Annotated in this window: 15 protein-coding genes; 13 read left to right on the top strand and 2 right to left on the bottom strand. The window is 71.4% G+C overall.

Features of this window, described 5'->3' with window-relative positions:
* Positions 1-3: 3 nt before the first annotated feature.
* The 13 genes from ACZ48Z_RS19455 (at position 4) to ACZ48Z_RS19395 (ending at position 13,586) form a co-directional block, all read left to right on the top strand.
* Complete coding sequence (locus tag ACZ48Z_RS19455) at positions 4-1,221, top strand: acyl-CoA dehydrogenase family protein (protein ID WP_468737066.1); 1,218 nt, start codon at positions 4-6, stop codon at positions 1,219-1,221.
* A gap of 41 nt (positions 1,222-1,262) precedes the next feature.
* On the top strand, positions 1,263-2,303 hold the full coding sequence (locus tag ACZ48Z_RS19450) for a phosphotransferase (protein WP_468737065.1): 1,041 nt from the start codon (positions 1,263-1,265) through the stop codon (positions 2,301-2,303).
* Between the two features lie 146 nt (positions 2,304-2,449).
* The gene (locus ACZ48Z_RS19445; RefSeq protein WP_468737064.1) at positions 2,450-3,277 is read left to right on the top strand and encodes a hypothetical protein; all 828 of its coding nucleotides are present in this window, start codon (positions 2,450-2,452) and stop codon (positions 3,275-3,277) included.
* Between the two features lie 8 nt (positions 3,278-3,285).
* Positions 3,286-3,564 carry a hypothetical protein gene (locus ACZ48Z_RS19440; RefSeq protein ID WP_468737063.1) on the top strand — a complete coding sequence of 93 codons (279 nt, stop codon included), beginning with the start codon at positions 3,286-3,288 and terminating at the stop codon, positions 3,562-3,564.
* A gap of 24 nt (positions 3,565-3,588) precedes the next feature.
* A complete protein-coding gene (locus tag ACZ48Z_RS19435) occupies positions 3,589-5,232 on the top strand; it encodes a carbamoyltransferase N-terminal domain-containing protein (protein WP_468737062.1) in 1,644 nt (547 codons plus the stop codon).
* Between the two features lie 21 nt (positions 5,233-5,253).
* Positions 5,254-6,312: a pyruvate kinase gene (locus ACZ48Z_RS19430; RefSeq protein WP_468737061.1), complete on the top strand. Its 1,059-nt coding sequence runs from the start codon at positions 5,254-5,256 to the stop codon at positions 6,310-6,312.
* A gap of 13 nt (positions 6,313-6,325) precedes the next feature.
* Positions 6,326-7,402, top strand: coding sequence for a pyruvate kinase (locus tag ACZ48Z_RS19425; RefSeq protein WP_468737060.1), 1,077 nt, complete (start codon positions 6,326-6,328; stop codon positions 7,400-7,402).
* Between the two features lie 2 nt (positions 7,403-7,404).
* A complete protein-coding gene (locus ACZ48Z_RS19420; RefSeq protein WP_468737059.1) occupies positions 7,405-7,947 on the top strand; it encodes an NUDIX domain-containing protein in 543 nt (180 codons plus the stop codon).
* A gap of 71 nt (positions 7,948-8,018) precedes the next feature.
* Positions 8,019-8,744: a hypothetical protein gene (locus tag ACZ48Z_RS19415; RefSeq protein WP_468737058.1), complete on the top strand. Its 726-nt coding sequence runs from the start codon at positions 8,019-8,021 to the stop codon at positions 8,742-8,744.
* Complete coding sequence (locus ACZ48Z_RS19410; protein WP_468737057.1) at positions 8,741-10,114, top strand: flavin-containing monooxygenase; 1,374 nt, start codon at positions 8,741-8,743, stop codon at positions 10,112-10,114. The genes ACZ48Z_RS19415 and ACZ48Z_RS19410 overlap by 4 nt, the downstream gene beginning before the upstream one ends.
* Positions 10,111-10,800, top strand: coding sequence for a hypothetical protein (locus ACZ48Z_RS19405; protein WP_468737056.1), 690 nt, complete (start codon positions 10,111-10,113; stop codon positions 10,798-10,800). Before ACZ48Z_RS19410 ends, ACZ48Z_RS19405 begins: the two co-directional genes overlap by 4 nt.
* Positions 10,797-11,597, top strand: coding sequence for an aldo/keto reductase (locus ACZ48Z_RS19400; protein WP_468737055.1), 801 nt, complete (start codon positions 10,797-10,799; stop codon positions 11,595-11,597). The genes ACZ48Z_RS19405 and ACZ48Z_RS19400 overlap by 4 nt, the downstream gene beginning before the upstream one ends.
* A 129-nt stretch (positions 11,598-11,726) precedes the next feature.
* Positions 11,727-13,586 (top strand): ABC transporter ATP-binding protein, encoded by a 1,860-nt coding sequence (locus ACZ48Z_RS19395; protein WP_468737116.1) that lies wholly within the window; start codon positions 11,727-11,729, stop codon positions 13,584-13,586.
* Positions 13,587-13,700: 114 nt separating this feature from the next.
* On the opposite strand, the gene ACZ48Z_RS19390 is transcribed toward ACZ48Z_RS19395, so the two are convergent.
* Together ACZ48Z_RS19390 and glyA are read right to left on the bottom strand one after the other, a co-directional pair.
* Positions 13,701-15,068: an L-serine ammonia-lyase gene (locus tag ACZ48Z_RS19390; RefSeq protein WP_468737054.1), complete on the bottom strand. Its 1,368-nt coding sequence runs from the start codon at positions 15,066-15,068 to the stop codon at positions 13,701-13,703.
* Positions 15,069-15,124: 56 nt separating this feature from the next.
* Positions 15,125-16,396 carry a serine hydroxymethyltransferase gene (gene glyA, locus ACZ48Z_RS19385; protein ID WP_468737053.1) on the bottom strand — a complete coding sequence of 424 codons (1,272 nt, stop codon included), beginning with the start codon at positions 16,394-16,396 and terminating at the stop codon, positions 15,125-15,127.
* Positions 16,397-16,398: the final 2 nt, after the last annotated feature.

Here is a 16,398-nt window from a genome sequence, read left to right as displayed (position 1 = left end):
GACGTGACCGGACCCGCGCAGGCGCGAGCAGCCGTGGAAGCCGTAGAACCAGAAGCAGCCGTGGACGCCGGGACGATCGGCTTCGACGAGATCCTGCGCCGGGTGCGGGCCCTGGCGCCGCGGATCACCGCGCGCTCCGAGGAGATCGAGAACGCCCGCCGTCTGCCCCGCGACCTGGTGGAGGATCTCCGCCGGTGCGGCGTATTCCGGGCGACGATGCCCGGCGAGTGGGGCGGGCCCGAGCTGACGTCGATGGAGCAGATCGAACTCATCGAGGCGGTGTCGGCCGCCGACGCCGCCGTCGGATGGTGCGTCATGATCGGAATGGACTCGGGCATCTACGCCGGGCACCTGACTCCCGGCGCGGCCGCGGAACTCTACCCCCGGCTCGACCTCGTCACCGCCGGGTGGATCGCCCCGGCCGGAGCGGCCCACGAGACGGCCGGCGGCTACCTCGTGGACGGGCACTGGCGGTTCGGCAGCGGCTGCACCCACGCGGACGTCATCGCGGGCGGCTGCACCGTCCACCGCGACGGCAGGCCGCTTCTGGACCGGGCCGGGAACCCGGTCACCAGGATCGTGCTGGCGCCGTCCGCCTCCTACGCCGTCGAGGACACCTGGCACACCACCGGCCTCGCGGGTACGGGCAGTTGTGACTACCGGGCCGAGCAGCTCTTCGTCCCCGCCGAGCACACCTTCTCCTTCGACGAGCCCAGGCGTGACGAACCGATGTACCGGCGCTCGGACACCGTCGTCAGGAAGATGCCGGGTGTCCCGCTCGGCCTGGCCCGCTCCGCCATCGACCACGTCCACGGCCTCGTCGACCGGCGATTCGAGGGACCCGGCGTGCCGTGGCGGTCCTCCCGCCATGTCCAGGCCGTCCTGGCCGAGTGCGAGATGCGGCTCACCGTGGCCCGCTCCGCCGTCCACGCGAGTGTCGAAACCGTGTGGGAGCGCCTCGCCGCCGGCGGACAACCGACGCGGAAGGAGCGCGCCGACGCCGCCCTGGCCCGCTACCACGCCTTCCGTAACGCCCGCACGATCGCCCACACGCTCTACGACCTCGTGGGCGGCGACGCCACCCACCGTTCGAGGACGCCCCTGGACCGCGCGGTCCGAGACAGCACCACGGCGTGCCAGCACGTCGTGGGGCAGCACCGCGTCCTCGAATGGAGCGGCCAGCTCCTCCTCGGTGACGAACCAGGAGTCGCGTTCGTCTGAACCGCAGCCGACCCCACGCGCCTCACGAACGGAGGAAACCCGTGTCCCAGGACCGCAGACTGGCAGTGATCGGGCACGTCCTGCACCCAGGCGTGCCACCCCTCGTCGAAACCTTCCCCGAAACACCCACGGCGTGGGCCCAGGCCCATGCCGTGAGCTGGCCGGACCTCCCGGACCGCTGCGTGGTGCGGCTCATCGACGCCGGAGCCTTCGAACGCGAGGCGGTGCGCACCGAGTTCCGTGCCGCCCGGCTGCTCGGCGATGAGGGCATCGGCCCGGCCGTCCGGCACGCCGACGCCGAGGCGGGCGTACTGGTGATGGACCCGGTGGACGGCCACCCGGTGCGTCCGGCCGCCCGATGGCAGGCGCTGTCCGTGGCGGACCTGCTGGCCCGGCTGCACTCCCTCGACTGGGACGACCCCGCCAAGCTGTACGCCGACAAACGCCGGGCCGCCAACGACAGCGTGCTGCGGCTCACGGAACGATTCCCCACGCTCGCCCTCTTCGGCGAGGCACTGCGCGCCTTCGACGCGCTCCGCGCCGGTCTGCGTGGCCTCGCTGTCCCGAAGGCCCTGTGCCACAACGACCTCAATCCCGGCAACATGCTCTTCGACGGACGGCGCGGCTGGCTGATCGACTTCGATCACGTCGGCCTCGGCGACCCCCTCTTCGACGTGGCCACGGCCATCGACTCGCTCGGCCTCGGGCCGACGGAGACCGACGCCTTCCTGGTGCGCTACTTCGGCCGTCCGGCCACCGGGGACGAGGCGGCACGGCTCGAACTGCTGGGCTGTCTGGCCCTGTTGCGCTACGGACTGAGCGCGCTCTCCCTCGTCCCGGAGGAACTCTTGCCCGGCCTCGTGTCGTGGACCCCCGACGACGTCGGCAGGGCGTGGGTGTTCGAGCGGTCCGCACACGAACCTCTGGGACGATCCGTCTTCCGCCTCGGCCTGGGCTTCGCCACGGCCGGGCTCGCCCGGCTGCGCACGGAACCGGCCGCCCGAGCCCTGCGCACGCTCGGCATCGGGACGCCTGTCGCGGCTCGGCGTGAGCCGGTACGGGTGGGGGGTGGCCATGCGTAACGGTGATCGCAAGAGGTCGGCGCGGTACGTCGTTGGGGCGGGGCCGGCCGGGCTGCGGACGGTGTCGGCGGCCCGCGCCCTGCGCGCGCTCGGCGTCGGGACGCCTGTGACGCCCCGGCGCGAGCCGGCACCGGTGGGGAGCGGCCATGCGCAACGATGACCCCAAGACGCTCGCCCGGCACATCGTTCCCCTGGTCCGGCCCTCGGACGTGCTGTTCGCGGTCGGCCCCGCCTTCGACGGACGCGATCCCTGGGCGGCGCCCCAGTTGCTGCTCATCGGTCCGGGGCAGCCCCCGCAGGGTGTGACGGCCACGGTCGGCGCCATGCGGTGGGGCACCTACAGCGTCGCCGGAAGCGACCCGGTCAGGCTGGGCTTCTGGACCAGCCAGGAACTCTCCGCGATCGCCGAGACCGTCGAGCACCTCGCCCTGGTCACCCGGGTGCCCGCCGTACGGGCGCACTTCCCCCGCCTCGGCACCGGCACCCGCAAGCTGCTGCACGACCTGCGCCGGGGAGAGGTGCTGGCCGGCGCTTCGGAGGCCGCGGTCTGGCGGGAGCGGCTGGGACTCGACCAACTGCACCTGTACGTCGCCGCGATCCATCTGCGGCGCTTCGCCGCCCGACGCCGTCAGGCCGAGGCCCTGCTGGACGACGGGGACGTAGAGGACGCCGGGTGGATGCTGAGCGAGTGCGGGGCCGAGCTCCTCGCCGCCCTGCTCGCCGCGACCGGTGAGACCAATCCGCGGCGCCACTGGCATCCGCGGCTGCTGCGCCTGCACGAGAAGACCGTCGGTGCGGACGAAGCGGCGTGCGTCCTGCGCCTGCTGAGGCAGGGGCCCTGCGCGCGGGGCGGCGCCGACGCGGTCCGGGCGGCCCTGTGGGACGCAGACCGGCTCCACGCCCAGATCCTGCGCCGCTGCCCGTCGCTGCCGGATTCGTCCGCCCGCTCCGCCACCGTGGCCCGAAACCCCTAGGAGACGCCATGCCCGCCATCGAGTTCATCGGCTACAGCAGAGAAGAGGCCGTCACACGGATGGAGCGCTACATTCCGCTCTTCGCCCACCTGGACTGGGCCGACGACTTCATCTTCCAGATCGAACCGGACAACAAGGTCATCGGTCTCAACCGCATCGAACAGCCGTTGGTGCGGGTGCGCTCGCGGTTCCCCGAACGTATCGAGATCACCCGGGACATCCTCCGGGACCACGAGGACGTCGAGAGTTTCGTCATCGACTTCCGAGCCCGCCGTGTGCAGGACTGACCAGGAAACGGAAGGAGACGACCGATGCTGATCTGCGGCGTCAAGACGACGCACGACGGTGGCGTCGCCCTCGTGGAGGACGGCCGCCTCGTCTTCTCCACGGAGATGGAGAAGCTCGGCAACAACCAGCGTTACGCGAAGATCAAGGACTTCTCCACGGTCTTCGAACTGCTGGCAGAACACGGTTACCGGCCCGAGGACATCGACCACTTCGTCCTGGACGGCTGGTACAAGACCCACAAGATCCAGTCGTGGCACGGCCAGGAGTTCGAGGCGGTCCTCGCCCCCTACCGGCGCGGCCTGCTCGACGACGATCTGCTGCGCGCCTACCCGAACTCCGTCCAGGACCTCCCGTACCTGAGCTTCACCCACTACGCCGGCCATGTCGCCTCCGGCTACTGCGCCAGTCCGTTCGCCCGCGAGGGACAGGGTTCCTACGTCCTCGCCTGGGACGGCTGGATGTTCCCCTTCCTCTACCACGTGGACGGACAGAGCCGGAAGGTGACCGGCTGCGGCCCGCTCATGCCGGTGATCGGCGATTCCTACCTGCAACTGGGGCAGCTCTTCCCGCCGTTCGACGAACCGGTCGAGTACCCGCACATCCTGGGCCTCGCGGGCAAGATCATGGCCTACATCGCCCTGGGGGAGGTCAGGCGGGAAGCCGTCGAGCACATCGACCGGACCATCGACACCGCCTTCCGCGAGGTGCTGGGCGACCGGCCGGACGACGACCGGTTCTACCAGGTGGGCAACGGCATCGAGATCCTGAAGAGGATCAAGAAGAACGTGGCCCTGCCCGGGGTGGAGCCCGCGGACATGCTCGCCTCCATCCACCACACCCTGAGCCGGAGACTGGTGGAGGGTGTCCGGGAGAAGACCGCCACGGCGGACTTCCCCGACCGCAACCTCGTGGTCGTCGGCGGCTGCGGACTCAACATCAAGTGGAACAGCGCCCTGCGGGACAGCGGAGTCTTCGACACCGTGTGGGTGCCGCCCTTCCCCAACGACTCCGGCAGCGCCATCGGAACCGCCTGCGCCGCCATGCTCACCCGGACCGAACAGGTCGCGCTGGAGTGGGACGTGTACTCGGGGCCGGCCCTGAAGGACTCCGCCCCGCTGCCCGGCTGGCGCGAGGAGGCCTGCGACCTGCGTGACCTCGCCCGGCTGATGCACGAGAACGACGAACCGGTGGTCTTCCTCAACGGGCGGGCCGAGATCGGTCCGAGGGCGCTGGGAAACCGCAGCATCCTCGCCCCCGCAGGCTCGGCGAAGATGAAGGACCTGCTGAACGAGGTCAAGGACCGCGAATTCTACCGGCCCGTCGCCCCGATCTGCCTGGAGGAGGCCGCCCCCGAGATCTTCTCCCCCGGAACCCCGGACCCGTACATGCTCTTCGACCACGCGGTGCGCGACTCCTGGAAGGACCGGGTCCCGGCGGTGTGCCACCTCGACGGCACCGCCCGCCTGCAGACCGTCAACCGCGCCGGGAACGAGGCCGTCCACGACCTCCTCACGCACTACCGCGAGCTGAGTGGAATCCCGCTGCTGTGCAACACCAGCGCGAACCTCAAGGGCTCCGGATTCTTCCCCGACGTCCGCTCGGCCATGGAATGGGGCCGTGTCCGCCTCATCTGGTCCGACGGAAAACTCTTCACGCGTGCCGACTGACGACCCGGCGAGGACGAACACATGACGAGTCTGATCGCCACCATGGGCCCTGCCCTTCTCACCCCGCAGACCCTGCGCGCAGCGGTCGCCCGGGGAGTGTCGGCCCTCCGCTTCTCGGCGTCGAAGTTCTCGGCGGACGAGCTGGCCGCACAGGCGAGGCGGACGGCCGAGGCCGGGGCCGAGCTCGGCCGGCCCCTCGACCTGCTCCTCGACCTTCCGGGCGCCAAGACCCGGCTGACCAACGAGGACTGGTTCCCGCTGGCCGGTGTGGAACGCCTGCGCGTCCTGTTCTCTCCCGCGCCTGCCCGGCGGGACCTGCCCGTCCCGGAGATCGGCACGACGGGCATGGCGATCGCGCCGTACATCGAGCCCGGTGACGTCCTGGTGCTGGGCGACGGGGAGAACGCCCTGCGCGTCGAGTCGTGCACCGCCGACGGCTGCCTGACCCGCCCGCTCACCCAGGGGGACGTGGGACGGCAGAAGGGAATCAGTCCGCACGGCAAGCCCCAGGCGTACCAGGCGCTGGGCGACGCCGAGACCACCGCCCTGAAGGGCCTGGGCGACAGCGTCTTCTCCGGCGTCATCATCTCCTTCGTCGAGGGTCCGGACGTGGTGGAGGAGGTGCGGTCCCTGGTCGGAGAGGCACCGGCCGACGGGCGTCCGGCCCCCGCGGTCATCGCGAAGATCGAGACCCGGGCCGGCGCCGAGCGGGCCGCCGAGGTGGCGCGCTCGGCGGACGGTGTGCTGCTGGGCCGCGGCGACCTGCTGCTCGACGCGGGCGAACTGGACTTCTACGACCTCGGCAAGAAGGTCATGAAGGAGACCCAGAAGGCCGGGCGTCCGATCATCGTCGGTACCCAGCTCATCCCGAGCCTGTCCGACGGCTGGCTGCCCAACCGGTCCGAACTGGCCTACCTCTCGCACCTGGTCGAGAAGGAGGTGGACGGTCTGATGCTGGCGACCGAGACCACGGTGGGCAGTGCGCCGCTGCGCACCGTCGAACTGGTCACCGCCCTGATCGAGCGGTACGGATCGGGCGCCGCGCCGGCACCGCTCTTCCCGAGTCGTATCCCTCAGTGAGCAGGAAGGCCCCATGTCCAGAATCGTCGTCACCCTGGGTCCCGCGACCGAGGACCCCGTGATCCTCGAACAGGTCGTCAAGGCGGGTGCGGACTCCTTCCGGTTCCCGGCGTCGAAGGCGTCGGTCGCCTCCCTGGCCGAGCTGGCGGCCGGTGTGTCCTCGGTCGCCGCCGGCCTCGGCCGTACCCCCGACCTGCTGCTCGACCTGCCGGGCGCCAAGACCCGCTTCACCAACGACGACCAGTTCTCCCTGAAGGGGATCTCGCGGGTACGGGTGCACTTCGCGCCCGTGGCCTCCGACGTCCATCGCGAGGTGCCCGTCCTGGGGCTCACCGGCGCGGACATCTCCGGGCGGGTCGACCCCGGTGACATCATCGTCATCGGCGACGGCGAGGACGCCCTCCGGGTGGAGCGGGTCGAACCGGACCACTGCGTCACCATCCCCCTGACCGACGGGTTCCTGGGCAAGCGCCGCGGGGTGGCCCTGCCGGGCAGGAGCGTCCCGGCGTCCGGGCTCACCGACAAGGACCGGGCCGCGCTTCGGACGCTCCCCGGATCGATCTTCAGCGCCGTGATCATCTCCTTCGTGGAGTCGGCGGACCATGTGCGCGAGGCCCGCGACATCATGGCGGCCTCCGCCGCCGGCCACGACGTCCCGCCCCTGATCGCCAAGGTGGAGACGCGGGCCGGGGCGGCTGCCGTGCGGGAGATCGCCGAGTGCGCCGACGCGGTCCTGCTGGGCCGGGGTGACCTGCTGCTCGACTCCGGCCCGCTTGATTTCTTCGACCTCTGCGAGACCGTTCGTACGGGCACGGCCGAGTCGGGCTGTCCACTCATCGTCGGCACCCAACTACTGACCAGCCTGTCCGCCGGCTGGCTGCCGCACCGGTCCGAACTCGCGTACGTCAGCGAGCTGCTCAGGGCCGGCACGGCCGGACTGATGCTCGCCGACGAGACGGCCGCCGGGACGGCCCCGGTGCGCACCGTCGAGCTGCTGCGCGAACTCCGCGAGCGCTACACCGGAGCAGGCGACGTCCCGCCGCTCTTCCCCGCCCGTGCGGTCACCGTGCCCGGCGGCGGGGGAGAGTGACGGTGGGGCACCACATCCGGCTGCCGCGGGTGGTCCCGGACCTGGCGGCCGCGGCCACGGCCGCGCGCCGTGACCCGTACGGCGCCCGCGGTCTGCTGGCATGTTCCGCGAGCGGCGGTCCAGGACCCGGCTGCGACGTGATCGTCGCCGGCTGGGTCTTCTCCCACGACTTCCGGCAGACACTCCTCGTCCGGCACCGCCGGTTCGGCTGGCTGAGCCCCGGCGGACGTCTGGAAGCGGGAGAGTCCCCGCTGGAAGGCGCCCGCCGCGAAGTGGCGGAAGAGACCGGAACGGACCCGCGCCCGCTGCTGTCCGACCCCGTGGCGGCGCTCGGCAACCGGGAGGGCCCCGAACGGCTCTACGGGCTGGCCTACGCCTTCGCGGCCGACCCCGCAACACCCCTGACCCCTGAGACCGGTCAGCCCGCGGCCTGGTTCGCCATCGCGGACATGCCGCCCTGCCCGGTGTTCCCACTCGACCACGAGGTACTGGCGGCAACGGCCCGCGACCTCGCCCGCGAGCCGCGGGAGACCCCCGGCCCCTAGGCCGTGTCCGCGAAGTCCCGCCCGCCGGGACGAGCCCATCCGAGCGCCATGCTGGAGAGGACGGAGAAGACATGGACAGACCGCCTGTGCCCGGCATTCTCATAGAGGGGCACGAGTACAGCGGCAAAAGCACGCTGGCACGAGGTGTCGCGGACGTTCTGCGGCAGCGCGGACTGACGGTGCGCGCCTCGCACGGCACCCTGACCCGGGACCCGCTCGTGCGGTCGCTGCTGGACGAGGCACTGACGGTCTTCGAAGGCAGCGAGCAGCACGAGTTCCGGCACCCGCGGACCTGGCGCCGTTTCAACAGCCGGCGCTCGGCACAACTCGTCCTGGACACCGAGCTGTTCCTGCAGCGGGAGCCCAGCCCCGGCGAGATCCTCGTACAGGACCGCTACTGGCTTCCGCAGTACGCCTTCAACCAGTACTTCACGCCCGCCGAGGGCTATCTCAGCGAGGCATGGATCGCCTCCCGCGTACCGAGGTTCACCGTGCAGGTCTATCTGACCTGCGACGCCGAGATCCGGCGCCGTCGGGCCGTGACGCGCGACGGCGCCGGTGCCAAACACCCGCTCAACGCGTTCCTGCGGCGGCACCTCGACGAAGTCACCGGGCTGGACCGGTTCACCACCGGGCTCGTCGAGGACAGCCCCCAGTGGCTGGTGCTGCGGTCCGACCGGCTCTCGCCGCGGGAGCTGACCGACGCGGTGCTGCGGCGGTTCGACGCCCGTCCGGCCGCCCGCCCCGCGGAGCCGGTGGCGGCCGGGGCCGGGGCGGATCGGCGGTCGGCGGGGTGAGGCCGGAGCAGACCGCGCCCGCGGGCCACGAGGACCGCACCGACCGCTGGTGCGTCATCGGAGCCGGCCCCGCCGGCCTGGCCACCGCGAAGAACTTCCGCGACGTGGGCCTGCCCTTCGAGATCGTGGAGCGCGAGGACAGCCTGGGCGGGATCTGGCGCTACGGCGAGCAGGGCGGCGTGGTGTACCGGTCCACCTGCATGATCTCCTCGAAGCGGCTCAGCGCGTTCCGCGGATTCCCGATGCCGGCGGCGGCGCAGGACTTCCTGGGGCACCGTGAGGCGCTCGCCTACCTCACCGACTACGCGCACGCCAACGGCCTGCCGGAGCACATTCGTCACGGGCTCGCGGTGAGCCGGGTGAGGCGGGCGGGCGAGGCCTGGTCGGTGACGTTCGAGGACGGCAGCGCCTGTCTCTACCGGGGTGTCGTCGTCGCGTCCGGACACCACTGGGACCCGAAGCCGGCCCGGTTTCCCGGTCGCTTCGACGGCCGGGTCCTGCACTCCAGCGAGTACCGGACTCCCGGCGTGCTCCAGGGGCGGCGCGTGCTGATCGTAGGAACCGGAAACTCCGGGACCGACATAGCGGTGGAGTCGTCACGGGTCGCCGCCCGCACCCTGAACTCGGTCCGGCAGGGCTGCCACTACCTGCCCAAGTACTTTCTGGGGCGGCCGATGGACGAGGTCATGGAGTGGTTCGTGCGCGCACGGGCCCCACGCTTCGTCCACCGGTGGGTGCGGCGCATCGCGATCTGGTGCGTCTTCGGCGACCCCTCCAGATTCGGGTTGCCGCGGCCGTCCCGGCGCATCATGGACGGGCGCCTCATCCTCAACTCGGAACTCGTGCACCACGTCGCCCACGGGGCCGTCGTGTCGAAGCCCGACGTGGCGGAACTCCGGGGCGACCGGGTCCGCTTCACCGACGGCTCCGAGGAGGAGGTCGACGTCATCGTCCACGCCACGGGCTTCAACGCCTCCCTGCCCTTCCTGTCGCCCGACGACCTGCCCGTGAGCGGGTCGGGCCGGTACCCGGAGCTGGCACTGCACCTCTTCCATCCCGTTCACGACGGCCTGTTCGTCGTCGGCATGATCCAGCCCGACAGCGGCGCCTGGTGGCTCTTCGACGACCAGGCCGCGACGGTGGCCGCCTACATCGGTGCCACGGAGGAGGGCGGGGCGGCGGCCGAGCGCGCCCGCGGCCTCGTGGGCGACCACGCGGCCCGCAGGTACCAACCGCCGGGAACGCCCGGCCCCCACGCGTCGCTGCGGGTCGAACACGACCGTTACGCCAGGGTTCTGCGACGGCTTCGCCGGGACCTGGTCTCGACTGCCGGGAAAGCCCGGGGAGAGAAAGCCCGAGGAGCACGATGAACAGTTCGAGCGGGACGATGCTGAGGGGCGTGCTCCTCGAAGGGCTCAACTTCGCCGGCAAGTCGACGACGGCGGCCCGGCTCACCACCCTGTTGCGGGCCCGGGGCACCGAGGTCCACTCGCGGCACTGCTATGTCTGCGACACCGACGGCACGCAGGCCCTGCAACTGCGGGCGAAGTCGTCCGTCGGCCGGAGCACCGGCCGCCCGTTCCCCGATCCGGACCTGCTTCGCCCGTTCAACGTGATGAAGTCCGCCCAGATGCTCATCGACAGCGAACTCGCCACGGACTCCGGCTACGCGGCGGGGGCGGCCGGCCCGGCCCTCGTACAGGACCGGCACTGGTTCACGCAGTACTGCAACAACCAGTACTTCAACCCCGGCGAGGGCTACCTCAGCGACGCATGGGTGGCCGCCTGCGCGCCGCGGTTCACCGTCCAGGCGTACCTGACCTGCTCCCCGGCCGAACGGGAACGCCGGGCCGGCCGGCGGGACGGCGATGCCCACGGACTGAACTGCTATCTGCGGGCCAACCCGGAAGGCATCGCGGCGCTCGACGCGTTCTGCGTCGAGCGGATCGCCGACGACCCGTCCTGGCTGGTTCTGACCACCGACGAGCTCTCCCAGGACGAGATCGCCGCACTTCTCCTCGGCCTCTTCCAGGCGCGGGACGGCACCTCCGGATGATCTCCCGGGACGCGCCAGGACACGGCCCGCCCGGTGGATCGCTCGGGCTGGCGGGCAAGACCGTCTCCCGCCTCGGCCTGGGCACGATGGGGCTGACCGGCCCGGGCAACTGGGGGGCGCCCCCGAACCCCGCCGAAGCCGTTCGGCTCCTGCGCACAGCCGTCGGCGAGTACGGCGTGACGCACATCGACACCGCCGACGCGTACGGCCCCCACACCGTCGAAGAGCTGATCCGCCGGGCGCTGCACCCGTACGGGGACGAACTGCTGGTGGCCACGAAGGTCGGACTGGTCCGTCCCGGCCCCGGCGTGTACGAGCCGCTGGGCCGTCCGGCGTATCTGCGCCATGCCGTCGAGGCGTCGCTGCGCCGACTGGGGTGCGAGCGCCTGCCCCTGTGCTACCTGCACCGGGTGGACGGGACAGTGCCTCTCCCCGACCAGCTGGGCACCCTCACCGAGCTGCGGGACGAGGGGAAGATCGCCGGCATCGGCCTGTCCCGGGTCACGGCCGACGAGCTCGACCGGGCACGCGCCCTTGCCCCGATCGCCGCGGTCCAGAACCCGATGAACCCCGCGCAGGGCCACGACGCGGCCCTGGACCACTGTCGCGGCCTGGGTATCCCCTACGTCGCCTACCGCCCGCTGGGGAAGGGGCGGCTCGTGGGCCAGGGACCGGCTCCCGTCCTCGGCCGGCTGCTGAGCCTCGGCCCCCATGTCGCCGTCATCCCCGGCACGACCCGCGTCGACCACCTCCGGCAACTGGTGGAGGCCGCACGAGCGGCCGGCGGCCACGCCTGACGGCCGGCCGCGCCCCCAACTCCCCGAAGCGGAAAGGGATCTGTCCGCTATCTGTTCGCCCGGCCCCTCGCCGGCGCTTTCAGTGCTTCATTCGACGTCGTGACCACCACAGCGAAACCGGAGAAGGACATGGCGCGCGGCGACGCCAAGAACGCCAAGAACGCCAAGAACGCCAAGTACGAAGAGGCGAGACGGGCGGCGGAGGCGTCGAAGGCCGAGCGGCTTCCCGCGGGGGAGACCCGGCGAGCCCTGTACCGCTACTTCCGGCCGCACCGCGGCGCCATCGCCCTGGCCGGCCTGCTCACGCTGCTGGGCTCGGTGTCCGGCCTCCTCCAGCCGCTGGCGGCCAAGGCGCTCGTGGACCGGCTCGGCGGCCATGGCTCCATCGCCGGGATGCTGGTGCTGCTCACCGCACTGGTGGTGCTCGGCTCCGCGATGCAGTCCGTGGGCGCCTACGTCCTGGAGCGCACCGCCGAGTCCGTCGTGCTCGTGGCCCGGCGCACCCTGGTCGGGCGGCTGCTGCGGCTGCGCCTGTCGGAGGTGGAGCGCGCCCAGCCGGGGGACCTGATGTCCCGGATCACCTCGGACACCACCCTGCTGAAGGCGGTGACGACCCAGGCGGTGGTCTCCGCGGTCACCGGCGGTCTGACCTTCCTCGCGACCGTCGTGCTGATGGGCGTGATGGACCTGGTACTGCTCGGCGTCACGCTCGGCGTCATCGTGCTCGTCAGTATCGCCATGGGCCTGGTCATGCCGAAAATCTCGCAGGCCACGCAGCGCTCCCAGGAGGCCGTCGGCGTCATGTCCACCGCGCTGGAGCGGGTCTTCGGCGCCTACCGCACCGTCAAGGCCTCGGGCGCGGAGGCGCGCGAGACGGTCAAGCTGGACGAGGCGGCACAGGAGGCTTGGCGGCACGGCGTGAAGTCGGCCAAGTGGCAGGCGTTGACGTGGAGTTCGATCGGACTCGCGGTGCAGATCTCGTTCCTGGCGGTGCTCGGCATCGGTGGCGCGCGGGTCGCCTCGGGCGCGATCCCGGTCTCCACGCTCGTCGCCTTCCTCCTTTTCCTCTTCTACTTGTTCGACCCGATCGGCAGGATCGTCGAGGCAGGCCAGCAGTACCAGGTGGGCGCGGCGGCGATCGCCCGTATCACCCGGGCCGAGCAGCTGGAGACCGAGCACACCGACGCGGCGGGGGAACCGGCCGGGCGCACGGACACGGCCCCGGCCACGGTGGCCTTCGAGGACGTGACCTTCCGCTACGGCGACGACCTGCCCCCCGTCCACCAGGGCGTGACCTTCGAGGTGCCCGGGGCCGGCATGACGGCCTTCGTGGGTCCCTCGGGCGCGGGCAAGACCACGGTGTTCGCCCTGATCGAACGGTTCTACGAGGTCAGCGGCGGCCGCATCCTGGTGGACGGCCGGGACGTGCGCGAGTGGCCGCTGGCCGAACTGCGCGCCGCCATCGGATACGTGGAGCAGGACGCGCCCGTCCTGTCGGGCACGCTGCGCGAGAACCTCGTGTTCGCGGCGCCGGACGCCACCGAGGAGGAGATCCACGACGCCATCGTCCGCGCCCGGCTCGAAGTCCTCGTGGCGGGGCTGCCGCAGGGACTGGAGACACCCGTCGGTCACCGCGGCTCGAAACTCTCCGGTGGGGAGCGCCAGCGCGTGTCGATCGCCCGGGCACTGCTGCGCAAGCCCAGGCTGCTCCTGCTCGACGAGGCGACCTCGCAACTGGACGCCGTCAACGAACTGGCCTTGCGCGACGTGGTCGCCGAGGTCTCCCAGGACGTGACGGTCCTCGTGGTGGCGCACCGCCTGTCCACGGTGACCATGGCCGACCGCATCGTGGTCATGGACGCGGGCCTGGTCCGCGCGGTCGGCTCCCACGCCGAACTGGTGGCCGAGGACCCCCTGTACGCGGAACTGGCCGCGACCCAGTTCCTCGCCACAGCGGCCCCTCACGAGACTCCGTCGGGCCTGCGTTAGCCGGCGCCGGCGGATCAGTACCGTTGGGGACTTTCCAGGGACTTTCCGCCGCGTGGGCAGGGAAGGCCCTGACAGCGCTGAAAGACAGGAACGTGCTGCTCAGGGCTCATCCCCTCAGCACTCGATGATGTTCACCGCCAGCCCGCCCCGCGCAGTTTCCTTGTACTTGACGCTCATGTCGGCGCCGGTGTCCTTCATCGTCTTGATGACCTTGTCCAGGGACACCTTGTGCGTGCCGTCCCCGCGCATCGCCATCTTCGCCGCCGTGACCGCCTTGACCGCGGCCATGCCGTTGCGCTCGATGCAGGGGATCTGGACGAGGCCGCCGACCGGGTCGCAGGTGAGGCCGAGGTTGTGCTCCATGCCGATCTCGGCCGCGTTCTCGACCTGTTCGGGGGAGCCGCCGAGGACCTCGGCGAGGGCGCCGGCGGCCATCGAGCAGGCGGAACCGACCTCGCCCTGGCAGCCGACCTCGGCGCCGGAGATGGAGGCGTTCTCCTTGAACAGCATGCCGATGGCGCCGGCGGCGAGGAGGAACCTCACCACTCCGTCCTCGTCGGCGCCGGGCACGAAGTTCACGTAGTAGTGGAGCACCGCGGGGATGATGCCGGCGGCCCCGTTGGTCGGGGCGGTCACCACCCGGCCGCCCGCCGCGTTCTCCTCGTTCACCGCCATGGCGTAGAGCGTGATCCACTCCATGGAGTGCGCCAACGGGTCGCCCTCCGCGCGGAGTTGGCGCGCGGTGACGGCGGCCCTGCGGCGCACCTTGAGGCCGCCCGGCAGGATGCCCTCACGGGACATGCCCCGCGACACACACGCCTGCATCACCCGCCAGATCTCCAGCAGGCCGGCCCGGATCTCGTCCTCCGTGCGCCAGGCCCGCTCGTTCTCCAGCATCATCGAGGAGATCGACAGACCGGTCTCCCGCGCCAGGCGCAGCAGTTCGTCGCCGGTGCGGAAGGGGTACTTCAGGGCCGTGTCGTCCAGCTTGATGCGGTCCGCGCCGACCGCGTCCTCGTCGACGACGAAACCGCCGCCCACCGAGTAGTACGTCTTCGCCAGCAGCTCGGCGCCCGAGGCGTCGTACGCCCACACCGTCATGCCGTTCGCGTGGTACGGCAGTGCCTTGCGGCGGTGCAGGACCAGGTCGTCGTCGAAGGAGAACGGGATCTCGCGCTCGCCGAGCAGGTTCAGCGTCCCCGTGGCCCTGATCCGCTCCACCCGCTCGTCCGCGCCCTCCACGTCCACCGTGCGCGGGGAGGCGCCCTCCAGACCGAGCAGCACCGCCTTCGGGGTGCCGTGGCCGTGGCCGGTCGCGCCAAGGGAGCCGTAGAGCTCGCAGCGCACCGACGCGACGGAGTCCAGCAGCTCCTCGTTGCGCAGGCGGCGGGCGAAGATACGGGCCGCGCGCATCGGGCCGACCGTGTGGGAGCTGGACGGGCCGATGCCGATCGAGAACAGGTCGAAGACCGAGATGGCCACGGGAACTCCTTCAAAGAGGGTGGGGGCACACGTCGTCGGGTGCCCCCACCGTGGAACTACTTGTTCAGGCCGGGGTACAGCGGGTGCTTGTCGGCGAGCGCCTTGACCCGGGCCTTCAGCGACTCCCCGTCGTACGACGGCTTCAGCGTCTCGGCGATCACGTCCGCGACCTCGGCGAAGTCCTCGGCCGTGAAGCCGCGGGTGGCCAGGGCGGGCGTGCCGATCCGCAGCCCCGACGTCACCATCGGCGGGCGCGGGTCGTTCGGGACGGCGTTGCGGTTGACCGTGATGCCGACCTCGTGGAGACGGTCCTCGGCCTGCCGCCCGTCCAGCTCGGACTCGCGCAGGTCGACGAGGAGGAGGTGCACGTCGGTGCCGCCGGAGAGCACGTCGACCCCGGCCTCCCGGGCGTCGTCGGCCGTCAGGCGCTCGGCGAGGATGCGCGCACCCTCCACCGTACGCCGCTGGCGCTCCTTGAACTCCTCGGAGGCGGCGACCTTGAAGGACACCGCCTTCGCCGCGATCACGTGCTCCAGGGGACCGCCCTGGAAGCCCGGGAAGACGGAGGAGTTCAGCTTCTTCGCGAACTCCTTCTTCGCGAGGATGATCCCGCCGCGCGGTCCGCCGAGCGTCTTGTGGGTGGTGGAGGTGACCACGTCCGCGTACTCGACGGGGTTCGGGTGCAGCCCGGCCGCCACCAGTCCCGCGAAGTGCGCCATGTCGACCCACAGGTACGCCTCGACCTCGTCGGCGATCCGGCGGAACTCCGCGAAGTCCAGCTGCCGCGGGTAGGCGGACCAGCCCGCGATGATCACCTTCGGGCGGTGCTCCTTGGCCAGCCGTTCCAGCTCGGCCATGTCGACGAGCCCGGCCTCGTCGACGTGGTACGCGACCACGTCGAACTGCTTGCCGGAGAAGTTCAGCCGCATCCCGTGGGTGAGGTGACCGCCGTGCGCGAGGTCGAGCCCGAGGATGGTGTCGCCGGGCTGGGCCAGCGCGAACAGGGCGGCCTGGTTGGCGGAGGCGCCGGAGTGCGGCTGCACGTTGGCGTACTCGGCGCCGAACAGGTCCTTGACCCGGTCGATCGCGATCTGCTCGGCCACGTCGACGTGCTCGCAGCCGCCGTAGTAGCGGCGGCCCGGGTAGCCCTCGGCGTACTTGTTGGTCAGGACCGAGCCCTGTGCCTCCATGACCGCGAGCGGTGCGAAGTTCTCGGACGCGATCATTTCGAGGGTGGACTGCTGGCGGTTCAGCTCGGCGTCGACCGCGGCGGCGATCTCCGGGTCGAGTTCGTGCAGGGGCGTGTTCAGTGCGGACGTCACGGTCATCG

The organism is Streptomyces sp. NPDC031225 (assembly GCF_055570355.1).
The sequence above is the reverse complement of the archived record's forward strand: the minus strand, read 5'-3'. Positions and strand labels throughout refer to the sequence as shown.